Source organism: Streptomyces sp. C1-1, from assembly GCF_050214755.1.
Lineage (GTDB): Bacteria > Actinomycetota > Actinomycetes > Streptomycetales > Streptomycetaceae > Streptomyces.
Genome location: NZ_CP189827.1, coordinates 87,334 through 112,176 on the forward strand (window position 1 = coordinate 87,334; position 24,843 = coordinate 112,176).

The 24,843-nt window shown below is 70.9% G+C and carries 19 protein-coding genes; 10 read left to right on the forward strand and 9 right to left on the reverse strand.

Translation table 11 applies throughout. From position 1 onward, the window contains the following. Positions 1-476: 476 nt before the first annotated feature. Complete coding sequence (locus ACQF4J_RS46755) at positions 477-2,300, forward strand: PQQ-binding-like beta-propeller repeat protein (protein WP_427168749.1); 1,824 nt, start codon at positions 477-479, stop codon at positions 2,298-2,300. A 63-nt stretch (positions 2,301-2,363) separates the two neighbouring features. Here the strand turns inward: ACQF4J_RS46755 and ACQF4J_RS46760 are convergent, their stop codons facing one another. After that, entirely contained in the window at positions 2,364-2,837 is a 474-nt protein-coding gene (locus ACQF4J_RS46760) for a hypothetical protein (protein WP_120049502.1), read from the reverse strand. 371 nt (positions 2,838-3,208) lie between these two features. Here ACQF4J_RS46760 and ACQF4J_RS46765 point away from each other — a divergent pair, with 371 nt between their 5' ends. After that, on the forward strand, positions 3,209-3,829 hold the full coding sequence (locus ACQF4J_RS46765; RefSeq protein WP_427168751.1) for an NAD(P)-dependent oxidoreductase: 621 nt from the start codon (positions 3,209-3,211) through the stop codon (positions 3,827-3,829). A 215-nt stretch (positions 3,830-4,044) separates the two neighbouring features. Here ACQF4J_RS46765 and ACQF4J_RS46770 read toward each other — a convergent pair whose 3' ends face one another. From ACQF4J_RS46770 to ACQF4J_RS46800, 7 genes are all read right to left on the reverse strand, one after another. Beyond that, complete coding sequence (locus ACQF4J_RS46770; RefSeq protein ID WP_427168752.1) at positions 4,045-4,617, reverse strand: transcriptional regulator; 573 nt, start codon at positions 4,615-4,617, stop codon at positions 4,045-4,047. Between the two features lie 28 nt (positions 4,618-4,645). After that, positions 4,646-6,211, reverse strand: coding sequence for a helix-turn-helix domain-containing protein (locus tag ACQF4J_RS46775; RefSeq protein ID WP_427168753.1), 1,566 nt, complete (start codon positions 6,209-6,211; stop codon positions 4,646-4,648). Continuing rightward, a complete protein-coding gene (locus ACQF4J_RS46780; protein WP_120049506.1) occupies positions 6,208-6,498 on the reverse strand; it encodes a helix-turn-helix domain-containing protein in 291 nt (96 codons plus the stop codon). The genes ACQF4J_RS46775 and ACQF4J_RS46780 overlap by 4 nt, the downstream gene beginning before the upstream one ends. Before the next feature lie 296 nt (positions 6,499-6,794). Further along, positions 6,795-8,360 (reverse strand): UvrD-helicase domain-containing protein, encoded by a 1,566-nt coding sequence (locus ACQF4J_RS46785; protein ID WP_427168754.1) that lies wholly within the window; start codon positions 8,358-8,360, stop codon positions 6,795-6,797. Beyond that, complete coding sequence (locus ACQF4J_RS46790; protein ID WP_427168756.1) at positions 8,357-8,839, reverse strand: hypothetical protein; 483 nt, start codon at positions 8,837-8,839, stop codon at positions 8,357-8,359. The genes ACQF4J_RS46785 and ACQF4J_RS46790 overlap by 4 nt, the downstream gene beginning before the upstream one ends. Further along, on the reverse strand, positions 8,836-9,720 hold the full coding sequence (locus tag ACQF4J_RS46795; RefSeq protein ID WP_427168757.1) for a DUF6083 domain-containing protein: 885 nt from the start codon (positions 9,718-9,720) through the stop codon (positions 8,836-8,838). The genes ACQF4J_RS46790 and ACQF4J_RS46795 overlap by 4 nt, the downstream gene beginning before the upstream one ends. Positions 9,721-9,878: 158 nt before the next feature. After that, positions 9,879-10,142, reverse strand: a complete 264-nt coding sequence (locus ACQF4J_RS46800; protein ID WP_093457786.1) for a helix-turn-helix transcriptional regulator — start codon at positions 10,140-10,142, stop codon at positions 9,879-9,881. Positions 10,143-10,309: 167 nt separating this feature from the next. Between ACQF4J_RS46800 and ACQF4J_RS46805 the strand changes: the two genes are divergently transcribed. The 4 genes from ACQF4J_RS46805 to ACQF4J_RS46820 all read left to right on the forward strand — a co-directional run bounded on the left by ACQF4J_RS46805 (position 10,310) and on the right by ACQF4J_RS46820 (position 15,387). Further along, positions 10,310-11,380 carry a hypothetical protein gene (locus ACQF4J_RS46805; RefSeq protein ID WP_246090766.1) on the forward strand — a complete coding sequence of 357 codons (1,071 nt, stop codon included), beginning with the start codon at positions 10,310-10,312 and terminating at the stop codon, positions 11,378-11,380. 575 nt (positions 11,381-11,955) lie between these two features. Then, positions 11,956-13,071: an ABC-three component system protein gene (locus ACQF4J_RS46810; protein ID WP_120049510.1), complete on the forward strand. Its 1,116-nt coding sequence runs from the start codon at positions 11,956-11,958 to the stop codon at positions 13,069-13,071. After that, positions 13,068-13,544, forward strand: a complete 477-nt coding sequence (locus ACQF4J_RS46815; protein ID WP_120049511.1) for an ABC-three component system middle component 2 — start codon at positions 13,068-13,070, stop codon at positions 13,542-13,544. The genes ACQF4J_RS46810 and ACQF4J_RS46815 overlap by 4 nt, the downstream gene beginning before the upstream one ends. Further along, a complete protein-coding gene (locus tag ACQF4J_RS46820; protein WP_120049512.1) occupies positions 13,537-15,387 on the forward strand; it encodes a hypothetical protein in 1,851 nt (616 codons plus the stop codon). Before ACQF4J_RS46815 ends, ACQF4J_RS46820 begins: the two co-directional genes overlap by 8 nt. A gap of 53 nt (positions 15,388-15,440) precedes the next feature. Here the strand turns inward: ACQF4J_RS46820 and ACQF4J_RS46825 are convergent, their stop codons facing one another. Continuing rightward, entirely contained in the window at positions 15,441-19,052 is a 3,612-nt protein-coding gene (locus tag ACQF4J_RS46825) for a DEAD/DEAH box helicase (RefSeq protein ID WP_120049513.1), read from the reverse strand. Between the two features lie 386 nt (positions 19,053-19,438). Between ACQF4J_RS46825 and ACQF4J_RS46830 the strand changes: the two genes are divergently transcribed. From ACQF4J_RS46830 to ACQF4J_RS46845, 4 genes are all read left to right on the forward strand, one after another. Then, the gene (locus ACQF4J_RS46830; protein WP_162951931.1) at positions 19,439-20,389 is read left to right on the forward strand and encodes a hypothetical protein; all 951 of its coding nucleotides are present in this window, start codon (positions 19,439-19,441) and stop codon (positions 20,387-20,389) included. A gap of 164 nt (positions 20,390-20,553) precedes the next feature. Next, positions 20,554-21,288, forward strand: coding sequence for a hypothetical protein (locus tag ACQF4J_RS46835; protein WP_120049515.1), 735 nt, complete (start codon positions 20,554-20,556; stop codon positions 21,286-21,288). Further along, positions 21,285-23,663 carry a DDE-type integrase/transposase/recombinase gene (locus ACQF4J_RS46840; RefSeq protein ID WP_120049516.1) on the forward strand — a complete coding sequence of 793 codons (2,379 nt, stop codon included), beginning with the start codon at positions 21,285-21,287 and terminating at the stop codon, positions 23,661-23,663. Before ACQF4J_RS46835 ends, ACQF4J_RS46840 begins: the two co-directional genes overlap by 4 nt. Continuing rightward, positions 23,660-24,769, forward strand: a complete 1,110-nt coding sequence (locus ACQF4J_RS46845) for an ATP-binding protein (RefSeq protein ID WP_120049517.1) — start codon at positions 23,660-23,662, stop codon at positions 24,767-24,769. The genes ACQF4J_RS46840 and ACQF4J_RS46845 overlap by 4 nt, the downstream gene beginning before the upstream one ends. The last annotated feature ends 74 nt before the right edge of the window (positions 24,770-24,843 follow it).

Consider the following 24,843-nt stretch of genomic DNA (forward strand, 5'->3'; position numbering starts at 1 on the left):
CACCAGCCGAGCCGCCGGTATCGGCGGGCGCCCGAGCCCCGGCCAGGGGCCGTCGGTACCAAAGAGCCGGTAACCGACTGTGCGATGGCGCGTTGCCCAGAGGGGGCAGTGCGCCCAAGGCGCGACACTCCGATGGACTCACGCACCGGGGCGCGTGCGCGCGTGTTGGGTCACTCCCCCTTGGCCGGCCCGGCGTGCGCCGGCTGTCACGGATCACCCATGGGGAGGGACGTGTCCTACCGTCGCAGTATCGGCGCTCCGGCCGCGTTGCCCGTTCAGCGCGGCGCATTGCAGCAGGACGGTTCGCCGGGTCCGGCCGGCGCCAGCCCCTACTCCACCGGGGGTGGCGGGACCATCCTGGAGCAGCGCTATGGAGCGGTGCTGTTGTCACATCTGCTGACCGGGACGCCGGTGCCTGGCCTGGGGGACGCCGTGACACCGGTCCGATCCGTTTTCAGGCGCGTTCCGTCAGCCGTGTGGACGACATCGTTGTGGTCGGAACGGCACCCAACAAGACGGAAGTTGTGCTGTCCATCGGGGTGCGCAGAAAGCCGAAGCTGGTACCGAGCGAGGCGGACTCCGTCAAGCTCATCGCCGACTTCCTGCACGTCGCGTGTACCAGGCGGGCGCTGGTGGACAGCGGCCGCTGGAAGCTCGCTCTGGCCGTGGTGCCCTCCTGTGTTCCCGCTCAGCAGCTCAAGGCGTTGGCCGAGATGGCTTCGGCCTCAGGCAGCTGGACGGAGTTTCAGGACCGGCTGCGCCGTCCGGGGAGCTTGCAGGCAGCGGTGCGCAACCGGCTGACCCAGCTGGAGGCGATCGTCGCCTCCCTGATCCCCGAGTGGTCGGCGCAGGCGGCGCGGGAGACCTGGCGGCTGCTGTCGGTCCTGCGTCTGACCGAGATGCGCCTGGAAGGCGCCGACTGCACGGACCGGACCTACAGTGTCGAACGCCTGCGGGACGTGACGCCGCAGCGCAGCAACGACGCGGCGCACGCCCTGTTCGCCCATCTCGCGGAGCAAGTGGGCGCCTATGCTCCCGGCGGCGCGGTGGTGGATCTGTCCCGGCTGCACGCTGACCTCCAGGGACTGGACTGCTTCGCCCCGGCGTACCTGCCCTCCCCCGCCGCTGCTGCGCCCGCCCGGCCAGCGACGCGAACGTCACGGCCGAGCCGGCGCCCTGCACGCGCCAAGCTGCGGTGGAAGGCACGTCTGCTGTCCGGGACGGCCCACCAGCCCCAAGTGGACGACGGCACCGTGGTGGTGGTCGACGGCTGCTGGACGCTCGCCTTCGATGTCGACTCCGGCGACCAACGCTGGGGCAAGAAGGGCGGCGGCGGGCACAGAGCGGTGGTCGCCGGTAGGGCGTGCTTCGCCTCCGACCCTCTGGGCCATGCCCGGGCCCGGGATCTGCACACCGGTCAGCGCAGCGCGCCGCTACGCCTGCGCATGCAGGACGGCCTGGCCGCGGTGTCGGACGGGGTGCTGTTCGCCGCGCACCCCGCGACGGGGCTGAGCGCCTACGACGTCGCCTCCAAGGCGGTGCTGTGGTCGTACGCCGGGAACCGCCTGCAGGTCGCGGCAGCGCCCCAAGCTCATGGCGGCACGGTGTTCGCGCTGCTGCAGGCCCCGTCGGCAGCCGCGGGCGAGCAGCAGGTTCTTGCTGCCTTCGAGGCAAGGAGCGGGCGTACGGTGTGGTGCTGGCCAAGCGGCTCGTGCGCCATCGCGCACTGGAGTGCCGGCGACCAGGTCCTCACCGCCGTTGTCGACACACCGGATCACAAGCGGGAGATCGTCGCCCTGGACCGCATCAGCGGAGGGCTGCTGTGGCGCCACGAACTGACCGGCGAAGCGGCAGCAGCACCGGTGCATGCGGGTACGGCGGTTCATCTGACAACCCGGTGCGGCCGAGCGCTGGCCTGGGATGCAGAGGGTGGACGCCTGCGGTGGGACGTTCAGGCCTCCCGGAGCATCACTACGGCTCCCCTGGTCACCGACGACGGCGTCTGTATCGCTTCTTTCGCCCCGGGGCGGCTGGTGGTCCTCGATCCCTCCTCGGGTGGCGAGTTGTGGCGCAAGAGCGTGAGCGGCGCCTTCACCGCCGCGCCGTTCGTGGCGGGCGATCGCATCTGGGCGGCTGACCGTACCGGAGTCCTGCACAGCTGGGACCCGGGCACCCGCCGAACCCTGGCACAGCAGTTGGAGCGGTGGAGCGAAGAGGGCGGCGGGCAGCCGGCCGTCGAGGGCCACACGATGTTCGTCTCCACCTGCAGCGGCTGGCTTCAGGCGTGGGAACTGCCCTGAAGGCTACAGGCCGCGTCGTCGGCAACCGCATCCCCGTCGTCGGCACAGCCTTGGCCTGGGCTGTCAGCGCTCGATCGACAGCGGTACGCGCACGTAGCTGGTGAGCCCGGCATGGATCGCGGGGTCGATGCAGTCCACGTCGGCCATCGGCCCGGTGATGACGACGACGTCACCGGTGGCGGCGACAGCGCGCTGCCACGTGGACTGCGACGGCATGGAGCCGTCGTAGAGGTAGCTCGTGTCCGGGAAACGGATCACGAGGGCCTCGTCGGGCAGTCGCAGCTCGGCGCTCCAGCCCGGGGTGCGCTGCGGGGTGAAGAGGGACGTCATAGTGAGCTGCTGTCCACCCGTGCGTCGTACCAGGTACTCGACGGCGTCGGGGATCTCGACCTGATCCTGGGCATCGCGGACCTGCAGGGTGTGGGGTTGCAGGATGAAGATCGCTGCTTCGTCGGCAAAGTGCCCGCTCGCCGCCCGGAGTTGCATTTCGGCGATGCCCGGGACGTGGGGCGGCAGTGGGGTGTCGTGGTTACTCATCGCATCTCCTCTTGTCCTCTTGCGCGTTCAGGGTGCGGCCGGGGGTCACTGGCAGAGGAAGTCCGTCGACCACCGGGACAGTCCGGCGACGAGGGTGACGGCGGTGTCCGCCGCTTCGCGTCGTCTCATCCTTGCGGGCCTTCACCCCCCGACGGCAGGAAAGTCACGAACCCGCCGCACAGCGGCAGATCTTCCGGTAGGAGGCACGAGCGGGCCCGGCTCGCCGTCGACCTCGACGTCACGGGCGCCTCCACCGACTCAAACCCGCCCGCTCCCTGGGCCTGAGCGCCGCCGGGCCGCCCACCCTGCCAGGTGCGGAGGGCTCAATGAATAGTTTCGCCGCCTACTCGCGGCGAAGGAGTTGAGAGACCATGAAGATCGCGGTCTACGGGGCAACCGGCATGATCGGAAGCCGGGTGGTGGCCGAGGCGCTGGCGCGCGGCCACGAGGTCACCGGCATCACCCGGTCCGGCGGCAGCCTGCCGGAGGGCGTCATGGCCCTACGCGGTAACGCGGGCAACGCCGACCTGGCCAAGACCGTCGCCGCCAACGCCGACGTCGTCGTATCGGCGATCGGGCCGAACTTCGGGTCGAACCGCGAAAGCGGGAACCTGCGCGAGTTCATCGACCACACGCGGAACCTGGCCGACGCCTCCGGCGGCACCCCGCTGATCGTCGTGGGCGGCGCCGGGTCGCTGGTGGCCGACGGGGTGCGGCTGGTCGACATGCCCGGCGTCCCGGACACCCACAAGCCCTGGGCGCTCATCGTCGCCGAGGCCCTCGACATGCTGCGGGCCCAGCCCGAGGGCGTCGAGTGGACCTTCCTGTCACCGCCCCCGGTCATCCAGCCCGGCGAGCGGACCGGGTCGTACCGGCTCGGCGGCGACTCCCCTGCGGGTGACGCCATCTCCGCCGAGGACTACGCGGTCGCCCTGATCGACAGAGCTGAGCGGCCCGCCCACCGCCGGCGGCGGTTCACCGTCGCCAACTGAGCTTCGGCCCCGAGGGGTTGATCAGCCCGGAAAAGGGCCCTGACCTGCGAAGGTAAAGAGCGGCAACCGAGTCGGGCTGTACGCCGGGTTCTACGGTGAGGGCGACGGCGTATCGCGGCGCTGGAGCGCCCGTTCGCCTTGGCGGGCACGTCGGTCGACCGGGGCGATGTCACGCGCTGCCGGGGTGGGATACGCGACATGCGGACTTGCGGGGGTCAGGCAGCGAAGCCGATGTTGGTGACGTATTCGTACTGGCCCCACTGTGATCCGAGGTCGACGATCTGCTCGATCCAGGCCTCGTCCAAGGCCCGGTCGTCGCCGGTGGACCAGGCCGCCACGAGGGCCTCCCAGTGGCGGATGTTGAGGGTGCGCAGTTCCACGACCCGCTGGTGGGAGGGCCGCACGCCGGACTGGTTGAGCGGGTGGATCTCGACGCGGGTGCCCCGGCCGGCGCGGTTGAGGCGGCCCAGGAGGTAGCGGGCGACGTTGCGGCGGCGGACGGTGCGGTAGGCGGCGTCGATCCGGGCGAGGTTCTGCGTCGTCGGGCTGCGGGTGCCGGCCAGCCATGCCTTCAGGGTGCGGCCTGTGACGGTCAAGCCCGCGTCGTGGGCGGCGGCGCGGGCGTGGGGGGTGCGGGTGAGGTAGTGCAGGCGGGCCATGAGGCCGCGCCGGGTGGTGACGGGGGTGGCGATGAAGTCGGCGAGGGCGTCGAGCTGACGGGCGATGGCCTCGTGACCCCTGATTCCGCTGGCGCCGTACTTGCCGAACTCGGCTGTACGCTCGGGCACTTAAAAGGTCCTTCTTCCCTGTCGGTTCTCAGTCATCGGCTTCTTGGGCGGCGGCCGGGTCTGCGGGCGGGGCGCCGACGGTGTAGACGTCCTTGACCTTCACCTCAAAAACCCCTCGGCCCTCGGGGAAGACACGGCGCCAGGTGCCGATGACGTGGAGTTCGTCGGTGCCCATCGCGCGGACGACCGTCAAGCCCTCGTCGTGCGCCTTGTGCGCCTTCATCCAGAGGTTGGCGAAGGCCTGGGAGCGGATGAGGTGCATCCAGTCGGGCCGGTACAGTTCCCGGTTGTAGTTCGACTCCCCCATCGTGGAGACGAACTTGGAGTACATCGCCTTCACATACTCCAGCGTCACCTCGTCGCCCTCGGCGAGCGCCTTCTCCCGGGCGTCCTTCAGTGCGATACGGAACTTCTCCAGCAGGCTCTCGGTCGCGCCCGAGGTGAACGACTCGTGGATCTGCGGCGGTTCGCACAGTCCGTACCTGGGGCCGGACAGGCGCAGCAGCAGGCGCAGGGTGGGTTCGGTGACCCAGAGCGGGCCGGGCTCGTCGCGGTTGCCGATCGGGTTGGGCAGATAGGCGTCGTGCTCCCATGCGGGCGGGGTGATCAGGTGGACGCCGGCGCGGCGGCGGTCGTGGTGGTTGCCGGCTGTGTGTTCCAGCTGGCCGATCGGCAGGTGCGTCTTGAGCGCGCTGAGATAGGCGCCGTTGATGTCCAGGGCCGTCACCTCGTGTGTGCCGGCAGGCAGTTCGGGACGGGTCCACTTGGGACGTGCCTCCCAGATCTGGTCGGCGCCGCGGGCGGAGGACTTGCGCAGGATGTCGGGGATCCAGGGGTGGGCGACGATGGCGTAGCGGCCGCCCTTGCGGCAGTTGTCCAGCAGAGCCATCGCGTCCGGGATCGCCCGCTTGACCAGCGCTGCCGTCGCGGCCTCCACATCGCCCTCGTGTCTGGCCAGTGCGGCCGCAACAACTTCTGCGATCGGATCCGGCAGGTCGGAGGCGGCCTGCACACGGCGGGCGCCGGACACGGTTCTCACCGGCGCGGCGGGGCGGGGCGGACGGCTCGCCGGAACAGCCACGGCCGGCGGGGCCGGTTGCGGCACGCACTCGGCGGGGTCCAGGTGCTGCGGGAATCCGGCGACCTGGTGAAGGGCGGACTGCCCGCACAAAACGCACGGCCGGGGCACTCCCAGGTCCTCGACGTCGTCGGCTTCCGGCGCCGGGTACGACTGATCAGCCGGAACCGGCCGCTTGGCAGCCGTCGCATCATCGCCGCCCGACGTGGCGGGCCCGGATTGGGGGAGGCCGGCGTGAGCAGTGGTTTCGGCCTGCCGGGCGGCACCCAAGTCGGCGAGCTTGGCGTGAGCGCCTTTGAGGAAGTAGGCGTAACGCTCACGGACGTCACCGGCCGGGTCGCGGCCCGCTTCCCAGCCGCCGACCGTGGAGGGACTCACCCCCAGCGCCCGGGCCACCTGCGCGCGGGAGAGGTCCAGCGCTTCACGCAGGGCGCGGCGCTGCTCGGCCGGGGGCAGTTCGGCCTCGTTGCGGGCCGCGGCCAGCAGGGCGTCGATCGCCTCGAACTGCGGCTTCACCGCACCTCTCCCTTCACGGGCGGCCGCCGCCGTCCGGCACGGCGCGCGTCGGGCAGTGCCTCGCACGCCCGGGTCGGACCTGCCAGGAAGTCCAGGACATCCATGCCGTAGTGCGCGGCCAGCGCCTCGCAGTCGGCCAGACTCCAGGCGGCGGCCCCGGACTGACGGCGGCTCACCTGTGCCTGCGTCACCCCCAGCGCCTCAGCCAGCCTCGCCTGCGACTCGCCCGAGGCGTGCATCAGTGCCGCCACCACCAGCCGCACTCGTTCCGGCAAGGACATCCCCATGACCCCATCCTATCAAAGTCATGCGATTTATGCATTATTGATGAGTGATTCGCATAGTGGCCTGGGACGGAGTTCGGGGAACGGCGGGAGGCGGGCGCGGTGCATCGGGGCTCCACACCGGGCACACCGCGGGGTGACCCGAGCCCGGCAGGGACTGGCCGGCGTTTCGTTCAGCCTCTCCCCTGCCCCCTGATGCTCAGCCCCTGGGGTGCCGCAGACAAAGAGTCGTCTCAGGTGAGCGGCCGGGCAGGTAAGTAGGCCGCAGGCAGGGCGTGCGGCGCACTGTCCGGCGTTGGTCATCCACTCTCGGCCCAGGGCTGGGCCCGGGATGCGGCAGAAGCGGCTGGTGCTCGCTCCACTGCCGGGGTGGGGTGAGCATGCTGCTCGATATGCACGGGCGCGCCGGGCGATCCGTCGGGATGGTCGTGGATCCAGGACAGGCCGCCGATGTCGAGTCGGTGGCGGGCGCGGGTGACGGCGACGTAGGCGAGGCGGGCCTCGCTGTCGTCGATGGGGCCGGGTACCGGGCGGCCGATGCCGTCGTGCTGATCGCTGTCCTTGGGCGGGGTGAAGTCGTCGGCGATCTTCACATGGGCCCATTCGCGGCCCTTGGCCTTGTGGGCGGTCGAAACCGTCACCTCGGCCTGATGTTCGGGGGCGAGTTGGGCAACGGCAGCCAGGATGGCGTCCGTACCGTGGGTGTCGACCAGGTCGACGAAGGGCCGCAGGTCGCGCCCGGCCGGATCGTGGGCGGCATAGTCCTGCAGTTCGCCCCAGGAGGGGAACAGGACCAGTTCGGGGTGGGTGGTGCGGCGCCCTTCCTTCAGGTCCCGGGCGGCCAGAGCCAGAGCGCGCAGGCTGTCTCCTCCCCCGACCAGCCCGACACGGTGTCCGGCGGCCATCAGTTCCATGGCCTGGGCCATGGCGCCGACGTTGGTGCGGCACAGCACCGCGTCGGGCTGGGCGACGGGGCCGAGTTCGGTGGGTACCGCGGGGGTGCCGGTCAGCCGGATCGGGGCCTCGGCGATGGCCAGCCAGCGGTTGGCCTCGTCGGCGAGGAGCGGGCCGAAGCGGAAGGACTGGGACAGGGCCAGCCGGGTGCCGTCGAAGCCCGTCATGACGTCCCTGGCTCCGCGCCAGTGGTAGATAGCCTGGGCGGAGTCGCCCACCATGACCAGCTGGGCGTGGCTGCGCTGGGCGAGGAAGACCTGTTCGACGACGGGGTTGGTGTCCTGGGCCTCGTCCAGCAGGAGGAAGTCGGTATCGATCGTCGGTCTTGTGAGGGCCCAGATTTTGAGGTAGTGGTCGTGGTCGAAGCGGACCGCTCCGTCGTCCGGGTGCTGCAGGTCGACCCAGGCCTTCTGGGCGAACGGCACGATATGGGCGGCAAGTTCGTTGCGCAGGCCGCGGTCTTCCAGGCCGCGCAGCTGCGGGACGTGGTGGCAGGCGATAGCGTCGTCGGCGGTGTGGCAGAAGCGGGCCACGGTGCGCAGGGTCGCGTAGGAGAGGGCCTTTGGGGAGAGGTCGCGTTCGCCGATGCGGATGGCTTTGGTGATGCCGAGGGCCTGCCCGGTCTGCCAGGCCGGGCGGCGGGGTGCGTTCAGGCGGGCCGTGTAGCGGTGGCCGACGGCGGCGTAGGCCAGGGCGTGGGCGGTCTTGCACCAGACGTTTTTCGGGAAGCGACTCGCCGCGTCCTGGGCGATGGCCCGGTTGTAGGCGAGGTAGCGGCCCCGGCGTGTGGTGGTGTGGGCGAGCAGGGCCAGGGTGGTGGTCTTGCCGGTCCCGGCACCGGCCTGCAGGGACACGTGGTCGCCTGTGTGGAAGGCGTCGGCTGCGGCAATCTGTTCGTCGGTCGCTTTCACGGCTGCGCGGCTCCGGGATAGCGGCTGAGGGCACGTCCGAGGGCCGTCAGCAGGTGAGCGGAGGTGGTGTGGGCCAGGAGTTCGCCCACGGCCCGGTCGAGGCGGTCGGCCTCCTCGCTGGCGTGCCGGGCCAGGGCACGCTCCAGGGACCGGTTCAGGAACAGCCCCGGAGACTGTCCCGCCTGTCCGGCGGCGTGACGGATGGCGGCATGGACGGCGGGCGGAAAGGCGACGTTGAGCAGGACCCGCCGGGCCGTGTCCGGGTAGTGCGTGGTAATCACATCGACGGGCAGCCGTTCGCCGAGCCGGTGGCGCAGGCGGCGGGCGGCCCGGCCGGGGGATTTGGCGTGCACGAGGGCCATCAGGCGGGTGGCGTCGTTGTTGGCCGCGAGCGGCAGCACGCGGGCGGCGGTGTGGAGTTCGGCCGGGGTGAGGGGCCGGGTGAGGGTGATCTCCAGGGCGTGGTGGGGCATCGTCATGCCTCTCGCGGGCGGCTGGCCGAGGCGTGCGGGAGGCGGGTGTGGATGTGCTCGGCGTGCCGGAGGGGATCGAAGACCTGCCATCCGGTCAGGGCGAGGTCGGCAGCACCGGGGGCCGCGGCGTGGACGGGGCAGCGCTGGCTGCGCCAGCGCAGTTGTTCGGGGTAGGGCAGGCGGCTGAGGTCGTAGACGGCCATCAGCACTGTGGGCAGGGCCAGTTGGCCGCGTTGCGGGCCGGCGGGCAGCAGGATCCAGCGGCCTGCGGGGGTGTGGGAGGTGAGCAGGTGCTGGGAGCAGCGGTGGCGCTGGCGGGTCTGGGCCACGCACCGGATCTCCTCGAGTGGCAGGTCGGCGAGGTAGCGGCCCAGCAGCAGTTGCACGACGGGCCGGGCGGGCCGGGCGGGGCGGCGGATGTCGGAAACCTGCTCCTGGCAGGCGGGGGCGGACGGGGCCGGCGGGGTGAATGCGCCGGTGTCGATCAGGCGGCGGGAGCGGACGGCGAGTTGGCGGCGTACCGCTTCGAGGCGCGGGCTCAGCTGGGCGGTTGCCGGTGTGGTGCGGCCGGGGCACAGGACGGTGTGCGGGAGGCGGCACCAGGCGCTGCCGTCTCCGTGCGGGTGGGCGATGCCGCAGCTCAGGTGCCAGCGACAGGGTTCAGGGATCTGAGCGGTGGCCAGTTCGTCGGGGTGCAGGGCAATGGGCCGCTGGTCGCTGCGCGTGTAGACGTCGATGCGGTTGCCGCACAGGCGGCAGCGGGCGCTCTGCCCGCAGCGCAGCAGGCGGCTGGGGCTGGTGTCGGCCACCCGCAGCGGGCGATGGGCGCGGGTGGCGCGGGGGCTGCCGTCCCAGTGGCGGCCGGTGGAAGCGGTGTTGGGGCACATGGCCCGGACCGTGCCAGGCGGCGCGCCGACGTGACGGGAACGGCGGGGACGTGTCCCCCGGGCAGCCCATCCAGGGCGAACGCGCATGCGAGTTTCCGCGTGACCGTTCGGTGCCTGCTCGCCGGTTCGGGTGATTCACGAACGGGGGCTCGGCGGGGTCAGGAGTCCTTCGCCCCGGGCGGGGTGTGGTCGTCACAGAGGGTGCCCATCAGGTGCTCGATGGGGACATCGAAGGCGTGGGCGAGAGCGTGCCAGGTGGTGACGCTGCCGGTGGTACGGCCGTGCTCCAGGTCGATCAGGGTGCGGCGGGCCAGACCACTCCGGTCGGCGAGTTCGTCGAAGGTCCAGCCGCGCTCGCCCCGCAGGCGCGCGAGTTCGACACGCAGCGCGGTGAGGTCGGGATCGGGCGGCAAGATCGTCACCCCACCATCCGACGGTGCAGGACCCTGCCCTGTCAGTGCAGACTTCTGCACTATCTGCCGGAGGGGGAGTGACATTCGCGGTGCAGAAATCTGCACTACCGTGCGGGCGTCCCAGACGCCTGTGGCTGGGACGCCCGCGCACCGACAGACAGGAGGGCGACAGGCCGATGAGGCTGGCCGGCGCGCACACCACGGTGCGGCGTATCTGGACGGTGGAACTGCGCCCACGGGCGGGCGGGCCGAGCCTCGTCTGCGTCCACTGCACCGCCCACACCCCTCCCCTCCAGGCCTCCTCCGCACGGTCTGCCGTCCTGGCGCATCTGGCCTGCCACGCCCGAACCGACGTACTGCCCGGACATCTGCGCACCTGTCAGTGCCGGGCGCAGGGGTGCTGCTGGCATCCGCGGCACCGTGGCTGTGCAGGGCCGGTGCTGCTCGCTCTGACCCGCGACCGGGGTGGCCGCGCCTGGCGGCTGGCCGACACGTGTGCGGCCTGCGCCGCAGCGACGAGCAACACCGCCGTCGTACCGGACACCCTGCTCGGCCCGCACCGGCCCCACGCCGCGCAACGCACCTCGGCCCCCGCCCCCGCGCCCGCCTCGCCCTCCACTTTCCATGAGCAACTGCGGGTACGGGAGATGCTCACCTACCTCGCAACGGCGCTTCCCCAGTTCGCCTCTCCCGCGGCCCGCCTCCTGGCCCTGCAGTGCGCGCTGCGTGCCGACAGCCGGGGACACGTCCGGCTGCCGGCGGGACTGCTGCGCGGCATGCGTCTGCATGGACGCCGGGAGCTGTGGGAGGAACTGGCCCACGCCGGCTGGCTGGAGTTGCCTGCCCCCAGGCCGGCGCACCTGACGGTGCGTCTGCTCGATCCCGCGGTCCTGGACCAGGCACCCGGCCGCAGCGCACGCCACCGAGCCGCCCACTGGGCGACGCACCCGATTCCCCTGGCACTGCCGCCCACCGCCCCCTCCGCCCTGCAGCTGACCACGCTGGTACTGGCTGCGCACACCTCTGCGCTCGCCCGCCACAGCGCCGACCTGGAGATCCTGGCCCGACTGTGCGGGCACTCCTGCCACCAGACCGAGGAACTCCTCGACCGGCTGGTGGCCGCCCGCATCCTGACGGCCTGGCACCACCACCGGGAGACCGACGAGGTGGCCTGGCACCTGCCTCCGCCCCAGCCGCCCGCAACACCTCGCGACCCGGCCCGGCCCGGACCCGGTCGCCTGCGATAGCGGCATCACAGACAGGGAAGCCGCCCATGAGCGCCTCACGGTATGAGCGGAAAGGCGTCCCTCAACCGGAACAAGCAGTTCCAGCCCCGCGTACTGCCTCTGCGCCAGGACCTGACACAGCAGGCGTGCCCGCCCGCCCACTCCGGCGCCAGTGCACGGCGTCGCCGCGGCCGTCCCGCACTGCTTCACTCCGCGGCCGCGAACCGAGGAAAGGCCAGCGTCACGCGCGCACGTCATGCGGCGTGCCCAGATCAACCAGCGCCTTCCGTCGCACAGCCGCCGGGGAGCCGTCGGTGTGACAGGCTGGCTGAGGATCCACCCGGCGACGGAAGGCTTACGGCGGCGTCGTCCGCCGCGCAGATGGCCGCCGAGTCGGCCGCCCGTCGCGCGCAGCAGCACGGCCACCGAACGCCATGCGAGGGTTTCGCAGTCGACCCCCTCACCCCGAGGCGCCAGCCATTGCCTGCACCTCGGCCACATGGGTCCTGAATGGCGGAATGCACACTTTCGGGGCGCGGTGGGCGATGGTAAGAACGTGCTCTGGGCAACGATCATGATCATGCGACGGGGGATGCATGAGTTCACCCGACGGCTCCGCCGAGCCGCTGTTCTCCGAGGTCCCCAAGCCGTCGCAGGTCCCAGTGACAGTGCTGTCCCCCATGATGGCGACAGGCCCCGCGATGACGCCCAAGCAGATCCTTGCGCATCACTCGCCGACTCAGTTCGAGGAGTTCGTCTACGAATGGCTGCTGGCGCTGAGGGAGGAGGGATACGTGGACGTGATGCAGCTGGGCGGCGCCCACGACGGCGGCGCCGATGTCGCCGCGTTCCTCACGGCGCACCGGACGGACGACCGGTGGCACTGCTATCAGTGCAAGCACTACGGGAAGGCGCTCACCCCGGCCATTGCCTATGTCGAGATACTGAAGATCATCGCGGTGGTAGCCGACGGCAAGTACCGCACGCTGCCCGAGCGCTACGTCTTCGTGGCACCCAGGATCGGCGCCTCCCTCACACAGCTGCTGGCCAAACCCGCGGAGCTGAAGGAGACGTTCCTCGACTGGGCCGCCAAGGGCACCGACCGGCTGACCGCGGAGTACGGCGCAGATCCGCTCGGCGCGGCGCTGGAGCTGGCCCGGGAGACGGACTTCGCCCGCTTCGAGGCGGCCAATCTCGACCGGATCCTCGAACAGCACGCCACCACGCCGTATCACGTGCGCAGATTCGGCACGCGGCTGCCGGACCGCGAAGCCCGTCAGGCTCCCCCGCCGGAACACACACCGGTGGAGACCCGGTATATCCAAAAGCTCCTGGACGTCTACCAGGAGAAATGGGGCTGTGACCCCGCAGCGATGGGGCAGGTTCGCGCGCATTCCAAGGCGGGCCCCCACCTGCAGCACCAGCGGGAAGCCTTCTACTGCGCCGAGCAACTGCGGGTGTTCGCCCGCGACAGCGTGCCGGAGGGCACCTTCGAGTCGCTGCAGAAGAACGTCTACGACGGTGTCGTCAATGTGACCTGGCGGGACTTCGCCACCGGATTCGACCGGCTCAACGCGGTGCAGGACGCGGCACGCGACATGCCGCTGGGAACGAACGTCCTGGTCCACGTGGTGGAGACCATTGACCGTATGGGCATCTGTCACCAGCTCGCCAACGACGACCGGCTGACCTGGGTCGAGGAGGAGACGTGAGAGCGCTCAACAGCCCGCTGGAGGTCGGTGTGCGCGCTCTGGTGCTGCTCGCCGCCTCCTTTCCCCGGCCCCTGGACCTGGCTCAACTGGTGTATCTGGATTACGCGATGCTGCACAGCGGCGAGATGGACGGGCCGCCCAGCGTGCACCCGTCACTGCCGGCCGGCCCGGGCGAACTGGCCATGAAGCGCCAGCTGCTCGAGCAGGGACTGGTGGTGCTGATGCGCGCGGGCCTGGCCGACGTGCAGGCGGACGACGGCGGGCTGATGTACCGGGCGAGCGAGGAAGGCCCGGGCTTCCTCGACCTGCTCGAGGCCCCGTATGTCGCAGCCCTGCGGGAGCGGGCGCAGTGGGCGCTGGCCTTCCATTACGGCGCCCCGGCCGACAGCCGCGCCGCCACGGACGACATCACCCAGCGGTGGATGGAGACGTTCGAGAGCCGTCTCCCGCGCCGGGGAGGCGACGATGACTGAGCTGCGCCTGCTGCATCTGACCTACGCCGGCATGGGTCGCGAGACGGCCCGCGTGGACTTCGATCCCCGCCTGACGATCGTCTACGGCGCCTCGGACACCGGCAAGTCCTTCGTCACCGAGTCGATCGACTACATGCTCGGCGCCCGCAAGCTGAACCTCATCCCCGAGGCCGAGGGCTACTCGCAGATCCTGCTGGGCATCGCCTTGCCCGACGCATCGGTCATCACCCTGATGCGGGCGCCCCAGTCCGGGCGGGTCAGCGTCTTCGAGGACGATATCCGCGACCTCGTCTACCGGTCGCCGGACCTGGTGCTCTCGGCCCAGCACAGCCCCCGCACCACCAAGAACCTCTCCCGTTACCTGATGGAGCGCATCGGGCTCGACGGCTCGCTACTGGCCACCAATGACTCCGGGGGCACCAAACTCGCCGGCTTCCGGGACCTGCTGCACCTGTGCCTGATCAGCGAGACCCGCATGGTCTCGAAGGTCTCCCCCGTCCTGCGCACCTCGGGCACCAGCGGCCAGACCGCGCACAAGTCGTCCCTCAAGCTCCTGCTCACCGGGGCGGGCGAGCAGCCCTCGCCCAGCCGCCTCAACCAGGCACAGCGCCGCGTCCACAAAGGCAAGATCAGCCTGCTGGACGATCTGATCCTCGGACTGCAACGCCAACTGGCCTCACGCGAGGCCAACCAGAGCCAGCTGCAGCAACAGCTGCGGCGGCTGCTCGAACATCAAGAAAACCGCGCCGAGTCGCTGCGGGACGTCACCCGCCGCCACGCTCAGGCGGCCTCCGACCGCGCGACCCTGTCCGTGGCGCTGGCCCACTACGCCCAGCGCCTGGCAGAGACCGATGACCTGCTGGGCCGGTTCGAGCTGCTGCGCACGCAGTACGAGTCCGACCTGGCCCGCCTGGGCATGGTCAGCGAGGCCGGCAGCCTGCTCGGCTACTTCCGCAGCGGCCCGTGCGTGTTCTGCGGCGCAGAGCCCCACCACCAGCAAGCCGGCCACGACGCCATGGAAACTACCGCCTTGCACCAGGCCGTCACCGCGGAAAGCACTAAGACCCGCACGCTCCTGGCCGACCTGCTGGTCACCATCGAGGACCTGCGCTCGCAGCGCGCGTACGTGGCCGAGGACCAGGCCGTACAGGCCGCCTTGGCCGAGCAGGCGGACGCCGAGATCACCCGCATCGAACGCGAGGAACTCACCCCCCTGCAGGACCAGGTGGCCGAGGTGATGGCCACCCGCTCCCGCCTGGAGAACGAACTCGGCCTGCACGCACGGATCGAGGAGCTGGAAGACGTCAGAGCACAACTGGTCTCCGAAGAGGCCCAGCCGGGCGGGCAGCCCAGCCGTGGCATCCCGCCCGCCACGCTGACCGGCTTCGATCGCACCATCGAGCGGACGCTGGATGCCTGGCGGGTACGGCGGGAGGAAGAGGTGACCTACGACCAGTACACGGCGGAGCTGTACGTGGGCGACCGGTCCCGCTCCGGCCACGGCAAGGGCATGCGCGCCGTCCTGCACGCCGCGTTCACCACCGCCCTGGCCGACTACTGCCTGGAGCAACGGCGCAGCCATCCCGGGTTCATCGTGCTGGACTCCCCCCTGGTCACCTTCCGGGAACCCGGGGTGCGGGAGGCGGACCTGCGCCAGAACGTGCCCCAGCACTTCTACCGGCACCTGCTCAACGCCTTCCACGGCCAGGCCGTCGTCGTGGAGAACACCGACCCGCCCTCCGACGTCCTCGATCAAGGGCAGGTCTACATGTTCAGCCGCGAGGCCCACGGCCAGCGCTTCGGATTCTTCCCTCTGACGTCTTCGTCCGCCCCGGCACAGTAACGGGGTACAGCAGCGGTGGCTGCTTCCCCGTCGGCCCGGCCGCAAGGCGGGTGTCACCGGGGGCCGGCGGGGTCGTGTGCCCAGAGTGCCGCTGCGATGCGGCGCAGGACGGCAGGGGGCGCGGTGGGGGGTGCGTCGACGTCGGGGTCATAGGGTTCAGGGACGATGATCGCTGTCTGCGCGGCACGTTCGGAGTGCTGGCCCAGCAGGGGCGAGAGGGCGTCGACCAGTTCCAGCGTGGTGTAGGCGCTGGAGGGGAGCACGAGGGCGTCGAGGTCGGGAGGCGTGGGGTCGGTCGCGCGCTGGCAGCGGATCACCGGCTGGTTGTGCGGGTAGCGCACGGCTCCCTGCCCGGGGATGATGATCTCCGCGTCGAGCATGCGGACGGCGAGTTGGCAGGCGAAGGCTTCGGCCTGCTTCCGGTCCCGGAGTACAACCACCACGCGGCGCAGGCGGTGCTGTTCGATGAGGTGGGCTGCGCCGAGGGCCTGGGGCCGCCAGATGGGGAATCTGGGCAGTTCGGGCACTCGGATCCGCATCAGCTGGTATGGGCTGAGCAGTCCTTTGTCCACCAGTTCTGCGCGGTCCACGCTCGGGTGGTGGGTGCCGAAGATCGGCTGGGAAGGCATGTCCACGGCCCAGGCGGTCTCGGTTCGGCTGTCGCCGGGGCCGGGCAGCTCGCTGGGGATGCGGGGTGTGGCCGTCAGATAAACACGCTTGTACGCGAGGATGCCGTCGTCGTAGTGGATCACAGCGTGCGGATGGTCCGAGCTGGTGATGCCGTCAACAGTGCGGTGGGCTTCCTCGACGACGAGATGTTCCCAGGGCGGCAGGTGGTGGTCGCGGTGGCTTTCGGCGATGAGCCCGGCATCGCTGTAGCGGGCCACCACGAGGGCTCCCGGAGGCTGTTGTGCCACCCAGTCGGCCAGTTGGTCTGCGGTGGTCAGCTTCTCGCCCGCCTTGCCGCTGTTGGTGGGCCGGATGTTGATGCCCACGAGGGGCCCCCGGCTGACCATGCGCCAGGTCTTGACCACGTGGTGGAGGTAGGTCCGGTCCGGCCCGAGTACCAGGCACGCGCGGCTCGCGGCTTCATGGACCGCTGTCGCTACCGTCATGGTCTTGCCTGCCCCGGCCGGCATGCTGAGCAGCATGCGTCGGCCGCCGTTGAGGATGACGTCGGGCAGCATGGGGGGTGACGGTTCGCGGCCCGCGACCCAGAAATCCTGACCGTGTTCATGCGAGTCGGCGATACCGGGTGTCGGCTGCGGCCACTGGGCAGGCGGGTGCTTGTCGGTGGTGTCCGCTGATGTGACAGGGAGCGTGGCCGGGGTGCGCCCATGCTGGGGCCTTGGGGCCCATTCCATGGCCAGGGCTTCGACGGAGTCGATCTCTTCGCGGCTGAGGAGGCGCGCGTTGGCGAGGACGTGCAGGTCGGCGATCCACTTGCCCAGTGGGAAGCACGGGTTGGTGTGGTCGTCGAGGTAGGCGACGGGAACGCGCAGGTGTTGGTGGGCGCGGTAGAAGCGCCGGGCGGCGCGCAGGCCGCGGGCGTGATGGGCGGCCTGGCTGGCGAGGGGGCGCCGCAGTGCGAGAGCCAGGGGGTCGTGCTGCAGGGGCAGCGCGGCCAGTTGCGCCTGCTGGCCCTCGGCGAGGGCGGGGAAGGTGTCGAATTGTTCGTCCAGCCAGCGGGTGAGGGCGTCGGCGTCGGCCGGCAGCGTGCCCGTGGGGATGGCCAGGGTCTTGCCGTGAGTGCGGGCGCGGGCGCACATGCGCTGCCACTCTTCGGGCCAGGCGGGGTTCCACCAGGGGTCGATGTCTTTCAGGGCGCGCTGGTAGGGGGCGGGCAGGGTGCCGTCGGCTGCCTGGCGGCGCTGTTCGGCGAGCCACTGGCCCAGGGGACGGCCCCGGTAGGTCTGTGTCGGTGCCGGGAGCAGGTGGCCGTGCTCGCGGGCGTAGGCCTGGGCGAGTTCCAGGAAGGTCTCCGTGCTGTTCTTGGGGTGCGCCCAGGGCATGTTGCAGGTGGCCAGCGCGGCGGCGCGGGCTGCGGAGAGGTTGCCGGCGGCCTTGAGGGCGCGCTGGTAGCCGAGCCAGCAGCCGAGGTGGAAGCCGTCGGGGGTGATGTGGTTGCTGGGGACGCTCAGGTGTCCGTGGGTGTCGAAGAAGGCTTGCGCGCAGGCCATCCCGGTCTCCCAGACATCGGGCTCCGGTTCCATGATCCGCAGCATCAGGTGCGGGGCGATCTCCGGGGCGCGTGCGGGCCGGATGGCGGAAGCCGGTGTGGGCAGCAGCAGTCGGGGCCCGTTGACCGGGAGACGGTAGAAGTAGTGTTCGTCGTACGCCTTGAGCGCGATCATGACCTGGTGCAGCAGGTGGTACGGGGTGCCGAACGCCGCTTCCTCGGCGCGTTGCCCGGGCCCGAAGAATACGGGGATGACCAGGGTGGAGACCTTGTTCATGCTGGGGCCGATGCGCAGCGCGCGGCCGATCGCCTGGACGATGTCGATGGTGCTCTGCTTGGGGTCGGCGAAGAGCACGGAGTCGGCCAGCGGAAAGTCGACGCCTTCGACGCACAGGCGGACGTTGCACAGCACGCTCAGCTCCGCCAGCCGGCCGGCGCGCTTGTCTAGTGGGGGCTGTGCGAATCGTGCCAGGCGCTCTTGCCGCTCACGGCGGCGGTTGCGGGAGTGGACGCTGGTGACCCACAGGTCCTCGGCGTGGCCGCCGGGGATGGCGGCGGCGGTTTCGGGCAAGGTTTCGGCGAAGGCCTCGCTTTGGATGATGCTGCGGCTGAAGACGACCGCGCGGCGAATCGCGTGATCTTCGCGTGCTTTGAGCAGGGCCAGCTGGGCCGCCGCCACGCGCATGGCGTCGGCCTGGGGGGTGCGGCGGGCCCCCTTGCGTGTGCGCCCGGCCAGGAAGGCGTGCAGCTGCGCGTTGTGGATTTCGGGGGCGGCGATGCGGTAGTCGGCGAGCCGTCCTTCGTGGATGGCTTCGGCCAGTGAGTAGCGGTAGGCGATGCGGCCGAAGAGGTCGACGTCGTCCATGGAGGCGATCGGCTCGGTGGTGATGCCGCGGTTGACGTCCCAGATACGGGGTGTGGCGGTGAGGTAGAGCCGGTGGCGGGCGGGAATGGCGTCGTCGTCGTGGATGACGGCCCACGGCTTGGCGCGGGCGCCGGCGGTTCGGTGGGCTTCGTCGACGACAGCGATGTCCCAGCGCGGCAGCAGATGGCGCTGGTGGGCCTCAACGAGTTTGGGCAGCGAGGCGTAGGTGGCGAAGACGCTGACGGGCCCGTCTGCGTCGCGCACGGCGGCGGCCAGCCAGGCCGGGTCGTTGGTCATGGTGAGCACGCCGCTGAGAACGGGCTCGCTGGTCTGCTTGTCGGAGCACAGGCCGAAGAAGTGGCCCGGCCGGCCGGAGGTGTGCCAGACGCGGGCTGTCTGGTTGAGCAGGTCCAGGGTCGGCATCACCGTCAGGGTGCGGCTGCCGGAGGTGATTTCGTGGGCGATGTGGACGGCGAGGTGGGTCTTCCCCGTGCCGCACGGCATGATGACCTGCTGGCGTTCGGATCCCATGGCGAACGCGTTGAGCACGCAGTCCGCCGCCGCACGCTGGCGCGTCCACAGTTCGCTGGGCAGGCGTTCGGCAGGCAGGTCGTGCAGCACAGGATGGCTCCCCCGCTCGAGCTGATGATGCTTCAAAGGGCAGGATGCGGACGGGTGTACGGCACTGGGTGCTCAATACGGGCCTCCTCACCCCTGGGGGTGAACCCTCCGGTCGAAGAGCGGTGCGCCGTGGTAGAGAGGGCGCAGTGCCGCACGGGCTTCGAGGGCACCAGGGCCGGGACAGCCATACGGCGGGGCGCTGCCCGCGGCCCATCAGCCGGGCGGACGGCAAGGATCGACAAGGGCTGTGCGGGGGTGCTGTGGCCGGGTGGCCGCTGAGCCCGGGCGCGGGCGACATGTTGGGGGATGCGGTGTGGGGCGGGAGCCTGTCGCGGCAACCGGTTCGTTTTGTGGCGCACGAGTCGAACTGTTCGTTCTTGTGGCGGGTGGCCGGTGTGCAGGGGGTGGAGGTCGGCTTCCTGCTCGCCGAGTTGGGTGACGGGCCGCCGGGGCAGCAGGCCCTGCGCCCGCATCTGGCGGAAGTGCTCCTGAGTGGCGCGGCGGCGGACCGGCTCGCGCAGATGCTCGGTGTGTCGTCCGCCCGGCTGCGGTGGGCTCTGCCGCATCTGCGCGCACCGCATCTTTTGCCAGGCGAGCGGGCGCGGTGGGAGTGGCCGTGGGAGCCGTTGGCGCACTGTCTGGTGCCGGCCTGCAGGTTGTGCGCGGCGGTGCGGGGCGGGGGCTGGGGTGAGGTGTGGCTGGTCTGGCCGGAGAGATGGAGGATCTGCGAGCGGCACGGCCGGTTCACCCATGTGCGCCAGGGCGGCCCGGGAGGCGTCGATCTGGCCCGGCTGCCGGAGTCCGTCGGCGCGCACCGCAGGCGGGGCAGGCTCGAGCGGCGCTTCGGACCCACCGCAGCCGTGCTGGTCGCGGACGCCTTTGCTCTGGCCGGATGGTGGTGGCGCCGTGCCCCGCACACCCGCCGGTGGGCCGAGCGGGCCGCGCGGGCAGGGCTGCAGCCCGAAGACGTCGAGACGGCATGGCTGCTGGTGTATCCGGAGGTGCTGCAGGTGGCCCGGGCGCTGCTGCGCTACGAGTTGCAGCGGGGCGCTCTGCCCGGCGGGCCCTGGGCCGCGGCCGAGGCTGCTCTGGTGGCCGAGCTGTCCCAACTGGCTAGTGAGCTCGGGCTGCCACCGGGCAGATGGCAGGTGCCGGTGGCGGAGTGGCTCGGCCGGCACCACAAGTGCGCACCGGCCGCAGGGGACCGTGAGGGCAGCGGCCGGCGTCGTGAGCGGCGGCCGGTCACGGCGCTGATCCATCAGGGCGACGAGAATCCGGCGTCACTCGACCGCTGCTGCCTGCCCTGGGACTGGAGCGATCCGTTCACCGCCGTATGAAGTCCCGCACGGGCGAGACCCCCCTTGATTCGCACACACGTCCGCACGCTTCCCCGATCGGATGATGGAGACGCAAGTCGCTGCGGACGTCTTTCCGTTGCCGGATGCTGGAGCGGGGACCCGCACGGCTGCGGCCCGCAGCACCGGCGGAAGAGGGGGCGGACATGCTGGGGATCCCGGTCAGCGCGGGCGATATCGCCGTCCTTTATGTAGACCGGTTCGGGCGTCGGCGTGAGCTTGCGGTGACCAGGGTCGCCGAGGTGCCGTTCGAAGAGCTGGGCCCGTTGGATCGGCCGATCCCCTACCCGGGACGACAGTCGTTCGTCACCAACGCGTGGGCCTCGGCCACCGACCAGTTGCTGGCGTGCGGCTCGCTGCGTCAGCAGCACTGCGCCATCCTCCTGGACCGCGATCCCGCGGTGGGACTGCGCAGCGCGGGGCCGATGGAGTTGCGCTGGAGCGGGCAGGGGCGCCGTCGCAGTATGCGGCCGGCGTTCGTCGTCTCTCGGGCAGGACAGCGCGAAGTGATCTGCGTACAGCCGGAGGAACTCACCGACCAGTGGCGGTACGAGCAGGAGGTGCTGGCGGTGGCGGCGTCAGCCGCCGGCTGGCAGGTCCGAGTGTTGGTGCCCCCCGAGGGGGCCGAGCTGGACAATCTCCAACTCGTCTATGCCACCCGCAGTCCACGGTGGCTCACGGTGGGGCAGGACCAGGTGCTGGCCGAGCAGTTCACCTCGCCGCGCACCATCCGCTCCGGGGTGCGCGCCGCCGCTCTGCCCCTGTTGTTGGGGCTGGACCTCGCCTATCACCTGATCTGGGCGCGGCGTCTGCACACCGACATGAGCATCCCGCTCACACCGTCGTCGACGGCATGGGCTTGCGCTGGAGAGGTCGCGTGACCGCAGCTCCCCGGCACGCCGCCACCGCGGCAGCAGCGGCTGCTGCTGACACCATCGCGCTGGGGGACACCATCCGCTTCCGTGGTGCTGCCTGGGTGGTCACCGCCTTCCACGGACCTCGTCTCTTCCTCGACGTCGCGGAGCCGGTGGAACCCGGGGAACCGGCTGAGCCACTGATCATCCTGCAGACGGCAGTGACCTCGGCGCCCGACTTCGCCGTGCTGAACCGGGCGGCCCCGCGCAGTACGCTGCCCGGCCGCATCGGCGAGTTCCATGCCCTGCCCCGCGACGTACGCAAGGCCGCTGAGAAGTGGGAGCGGCATGTCATGGAGGTACTGCACCAGCAGGCCCCGAACGTTCCCGCCACCACGCCGCCCAGACCGGCCTTCGACCCGAAGCTCCGTACCCTGCGCCAGCGGTACCAGACCAAGGCCGAGCAGCTCACCCAGGCCGGAGTGCCAGTGTCCGCGGCCACCGTGGAACGAAAGTGCGCGGCCTGGCGCAAAGAAGGCCTGATGGGTTTGGTCGACAAACGGCACCTGCGCACCGCGACCTCGCATGGACGCGTCGACGGGCGCGTGGTCGACATCGTGTGGGAGATCCTGGACGACGAACGTGCCAGGGGCCTGTCACCGGGAACGCTGTCCCGGCTGATCGACCGGGTGGAGCAGACGATCCGGGCCCGCTACGCGCACCTGCTCCTCGACCCGGAAACCGCCCGCGGGCTGGTGAACAGTCCGGCGACGTTCTACCGGCTGCTGGAACGACTGGGGATCACTGCGGAAAACGCGCACGACGCCGCGGCCCGGCATGCGGCCGGGCCCGCGATCTCGTCGGCGCGGCCCGGCGCCCGGCGGGCGACCTGGGCCCGCTGGCCCGGGGAACTGGTGCAAATCGACACCACTGGGCTGGACGTCCTCGTCCTCGGGGACGACGGACGGGTTATCTCCGTGGAACTCACGATCGCGATCTGTGTCGCGACCCGCAGCATCGTCGGCTCGCTGATCGTACCCAAACGGGTCGCCCGCACAGCCGGGACCGGACGGTGGCTCGCCGGGCGGGCCACCCGCTCCTTCGACACCATGCAGGTCGTTGCCCAGACCACAGCCCCGCTGCCCGCGCGGCCGGGCTGGGCACCGGAGACGTTCATGGAAGGCTCCGACCTGCCCTTCGAGGACCTTCTGGCCGCCGACCCCCGATTCGCCGGTGCCGCCGCACGGCCCGTCATCAAGCCGGAAACACTCGTCGTCGACCACGGCTCGCCGTTCATCTCGGCGGACTTCACCCGCGCCTGCCACTCCGTGGGCATCGAGGTGCGCGAGGCTCGCCTGCGCACCGCCGCCGACAAGGCGATCGTGGAGCGCGCCATGCGGGCGGTGAAGACCGGCTTTAGCCAGTACCTGGCCTCCTACACCCACCATCGCCTTGACCTGCGAGGCAAGCGTGTCCGCAAGCAGCCGCTGTGGACCATCCGCGAACTCCAGGAGCTGTTCGAGCAGTGGGTGGTCCTGCACTGGCAGCAGACCCCCCACGGAGCACTCCGCTCCCCCTTCACGCCCGGGCTGTGCCTGACCCCCAACCAGATGTACGCAGCCCTGATTTCCCTGCGCGGCTACCGGTCCACCGCGCTGACCGCGCAGGAGAACCGCAAAATGCTGCCGGCAGTGTGGGTCCGGGTCAGCCGCAAGGGCTTCCAGATCAACAACCGCACCTACAACCTCGGCCGGGGAAAACTGGACCCCTGCCGCGGGTCCTCCGGGATCACCGCTCAGCAGGGCCGGTGGGAGGTCCACTACTCCCCCGACAACCCGGAGGTCGCCTGGCTGTTCAACCACCGGGCCGAACCGGGCACCGACCCGTGGATCGAGGTGCCCTTCATCCACCGCCGACTGCTCACTGACCGGTGGACCGAGGAGGCCTGGTCCGAAGGCCTGCGCATCCACCTCGCCGCCGGCGGCAGCCGCCACAACGAGGCGGCCATCGCCCGGGCCACCACCCAGCTGCTGCGCGACCTGGCCGCCGGGCCCGCGCCCGGCAACGCGTCACCGAGCCCCCGCGCGGCTACGGCACCCCGCCCGTCCCGGCCCTCGCTGCCGGCGCCCGCCAAGCCCTACGCCGCCGACATGCCGCCGCTGGACCCGGACACCGTCCGCCCGTTCCGCACGCTCGACCGGCCCGCCGGAGAGCTCTTCGACACACCCGAGCCCGTCCGGGGCGCAGAGCAGACCCTCGAGGACTTCCTGGCGTCCCTGCCCGGCTTGCATCCGCCCGGCCCCGGCCCCGCCACGCCGGAAGACAACAACACCCATCCTGCGCCGCCTGGCGGCCTGCCCAGCGACGGCCCCGGCAGCGGTCGGCAAGGAGACGAACAGTGAAAACGCCCGTACGCGACACGCGCAGCCCTTCACCCCCGGCCCCGGTCCTGCCTCTGAGGTCGCCGACCACCCTGGACGGCTGGCGCGCCCGCGTGCGGCACAAGCCCTCCCGTCCCCCGATCCCGCCACCGGCCGACGACTCCACGCCCGCCGGCAAGGACGGAGTCGACGAGAACGACCCCCGCGTGCGCTACCACGCACAGCTCGGACTCGTCGAAACCACCGACATCATCAAGGGATCGCTCACCGCCCGGCGGCTGTTGCGTCACAACGGGGAACGCCGCCATCCCTGCCCGCACGTCGCCATCGACAGCGACTGCCGCGGCACGGGCAAACGCACGCTGCTGCACCACATCGGCCTGGGTCACCAGGGCCGCCGCGAAAAGCTCTACGGCATCGACGACAGCCGCATCCCCGTCGTCTGCATCAACGCCCCGCCCGAGCCCGGCACGCCCGCCGACTGGTCCGCGGCCCTGGCCGCCTTCCTCGGCTGGGACCTCTACCGCCCCGACACCCAGCAGCGGCCCGTGCAGCGCATGAAGGACTTCACCGGCCCTGCCGTCCACGTCATGCGGCATTCCCGCACCGAGGTCTGCCTCGTCGACGGCATCGACCGGCTGCGGCCCGAGGATCTGCAGCCGACCTTCGACTTCTTCGACTACCTCGCCGACGAGTTGGAGCTGACCGTCTTCTGGAGCGGTATCGGCTCCAGCGACATCCTCCGGGAAGCCCGCGCAGCTCGCTTCCCCGCCCTGCGGCGTCCTACCGAGGCCACCGCGCAGATCCGGCCGCGCTCGGTGCCCACCCTGTGGGTCAACCGGCTGCCGCCCCGCTGCAAGGAGCACCCCGACGAATGGGTCAGCACCGTGGCCACCCTCGACGGGCGGCTGAGCCTGCGCCATCACCGGCCCGGCAGCCTCCTGGACTACGAAGAGGACATCTACCGGATCACCGACGGGCTCATGGAACATCTCACCCCTCTGGTCGGCATGGCCGGCCAGCTTGCCATCCTCGACCGCACGGAAGCCATCACCCGCGACGTCCTGTACGACGCTGCCCGCTACCTCGGCCTGCCCACAGCAGACGAGAACGACACGACGCAGTGACCGGGCCCCGTCCCCTCATACTCGCCAAGAGCCCGGCAAGCCCGCCGCCGGTGGTGGCAGCAACCCGCCGACTC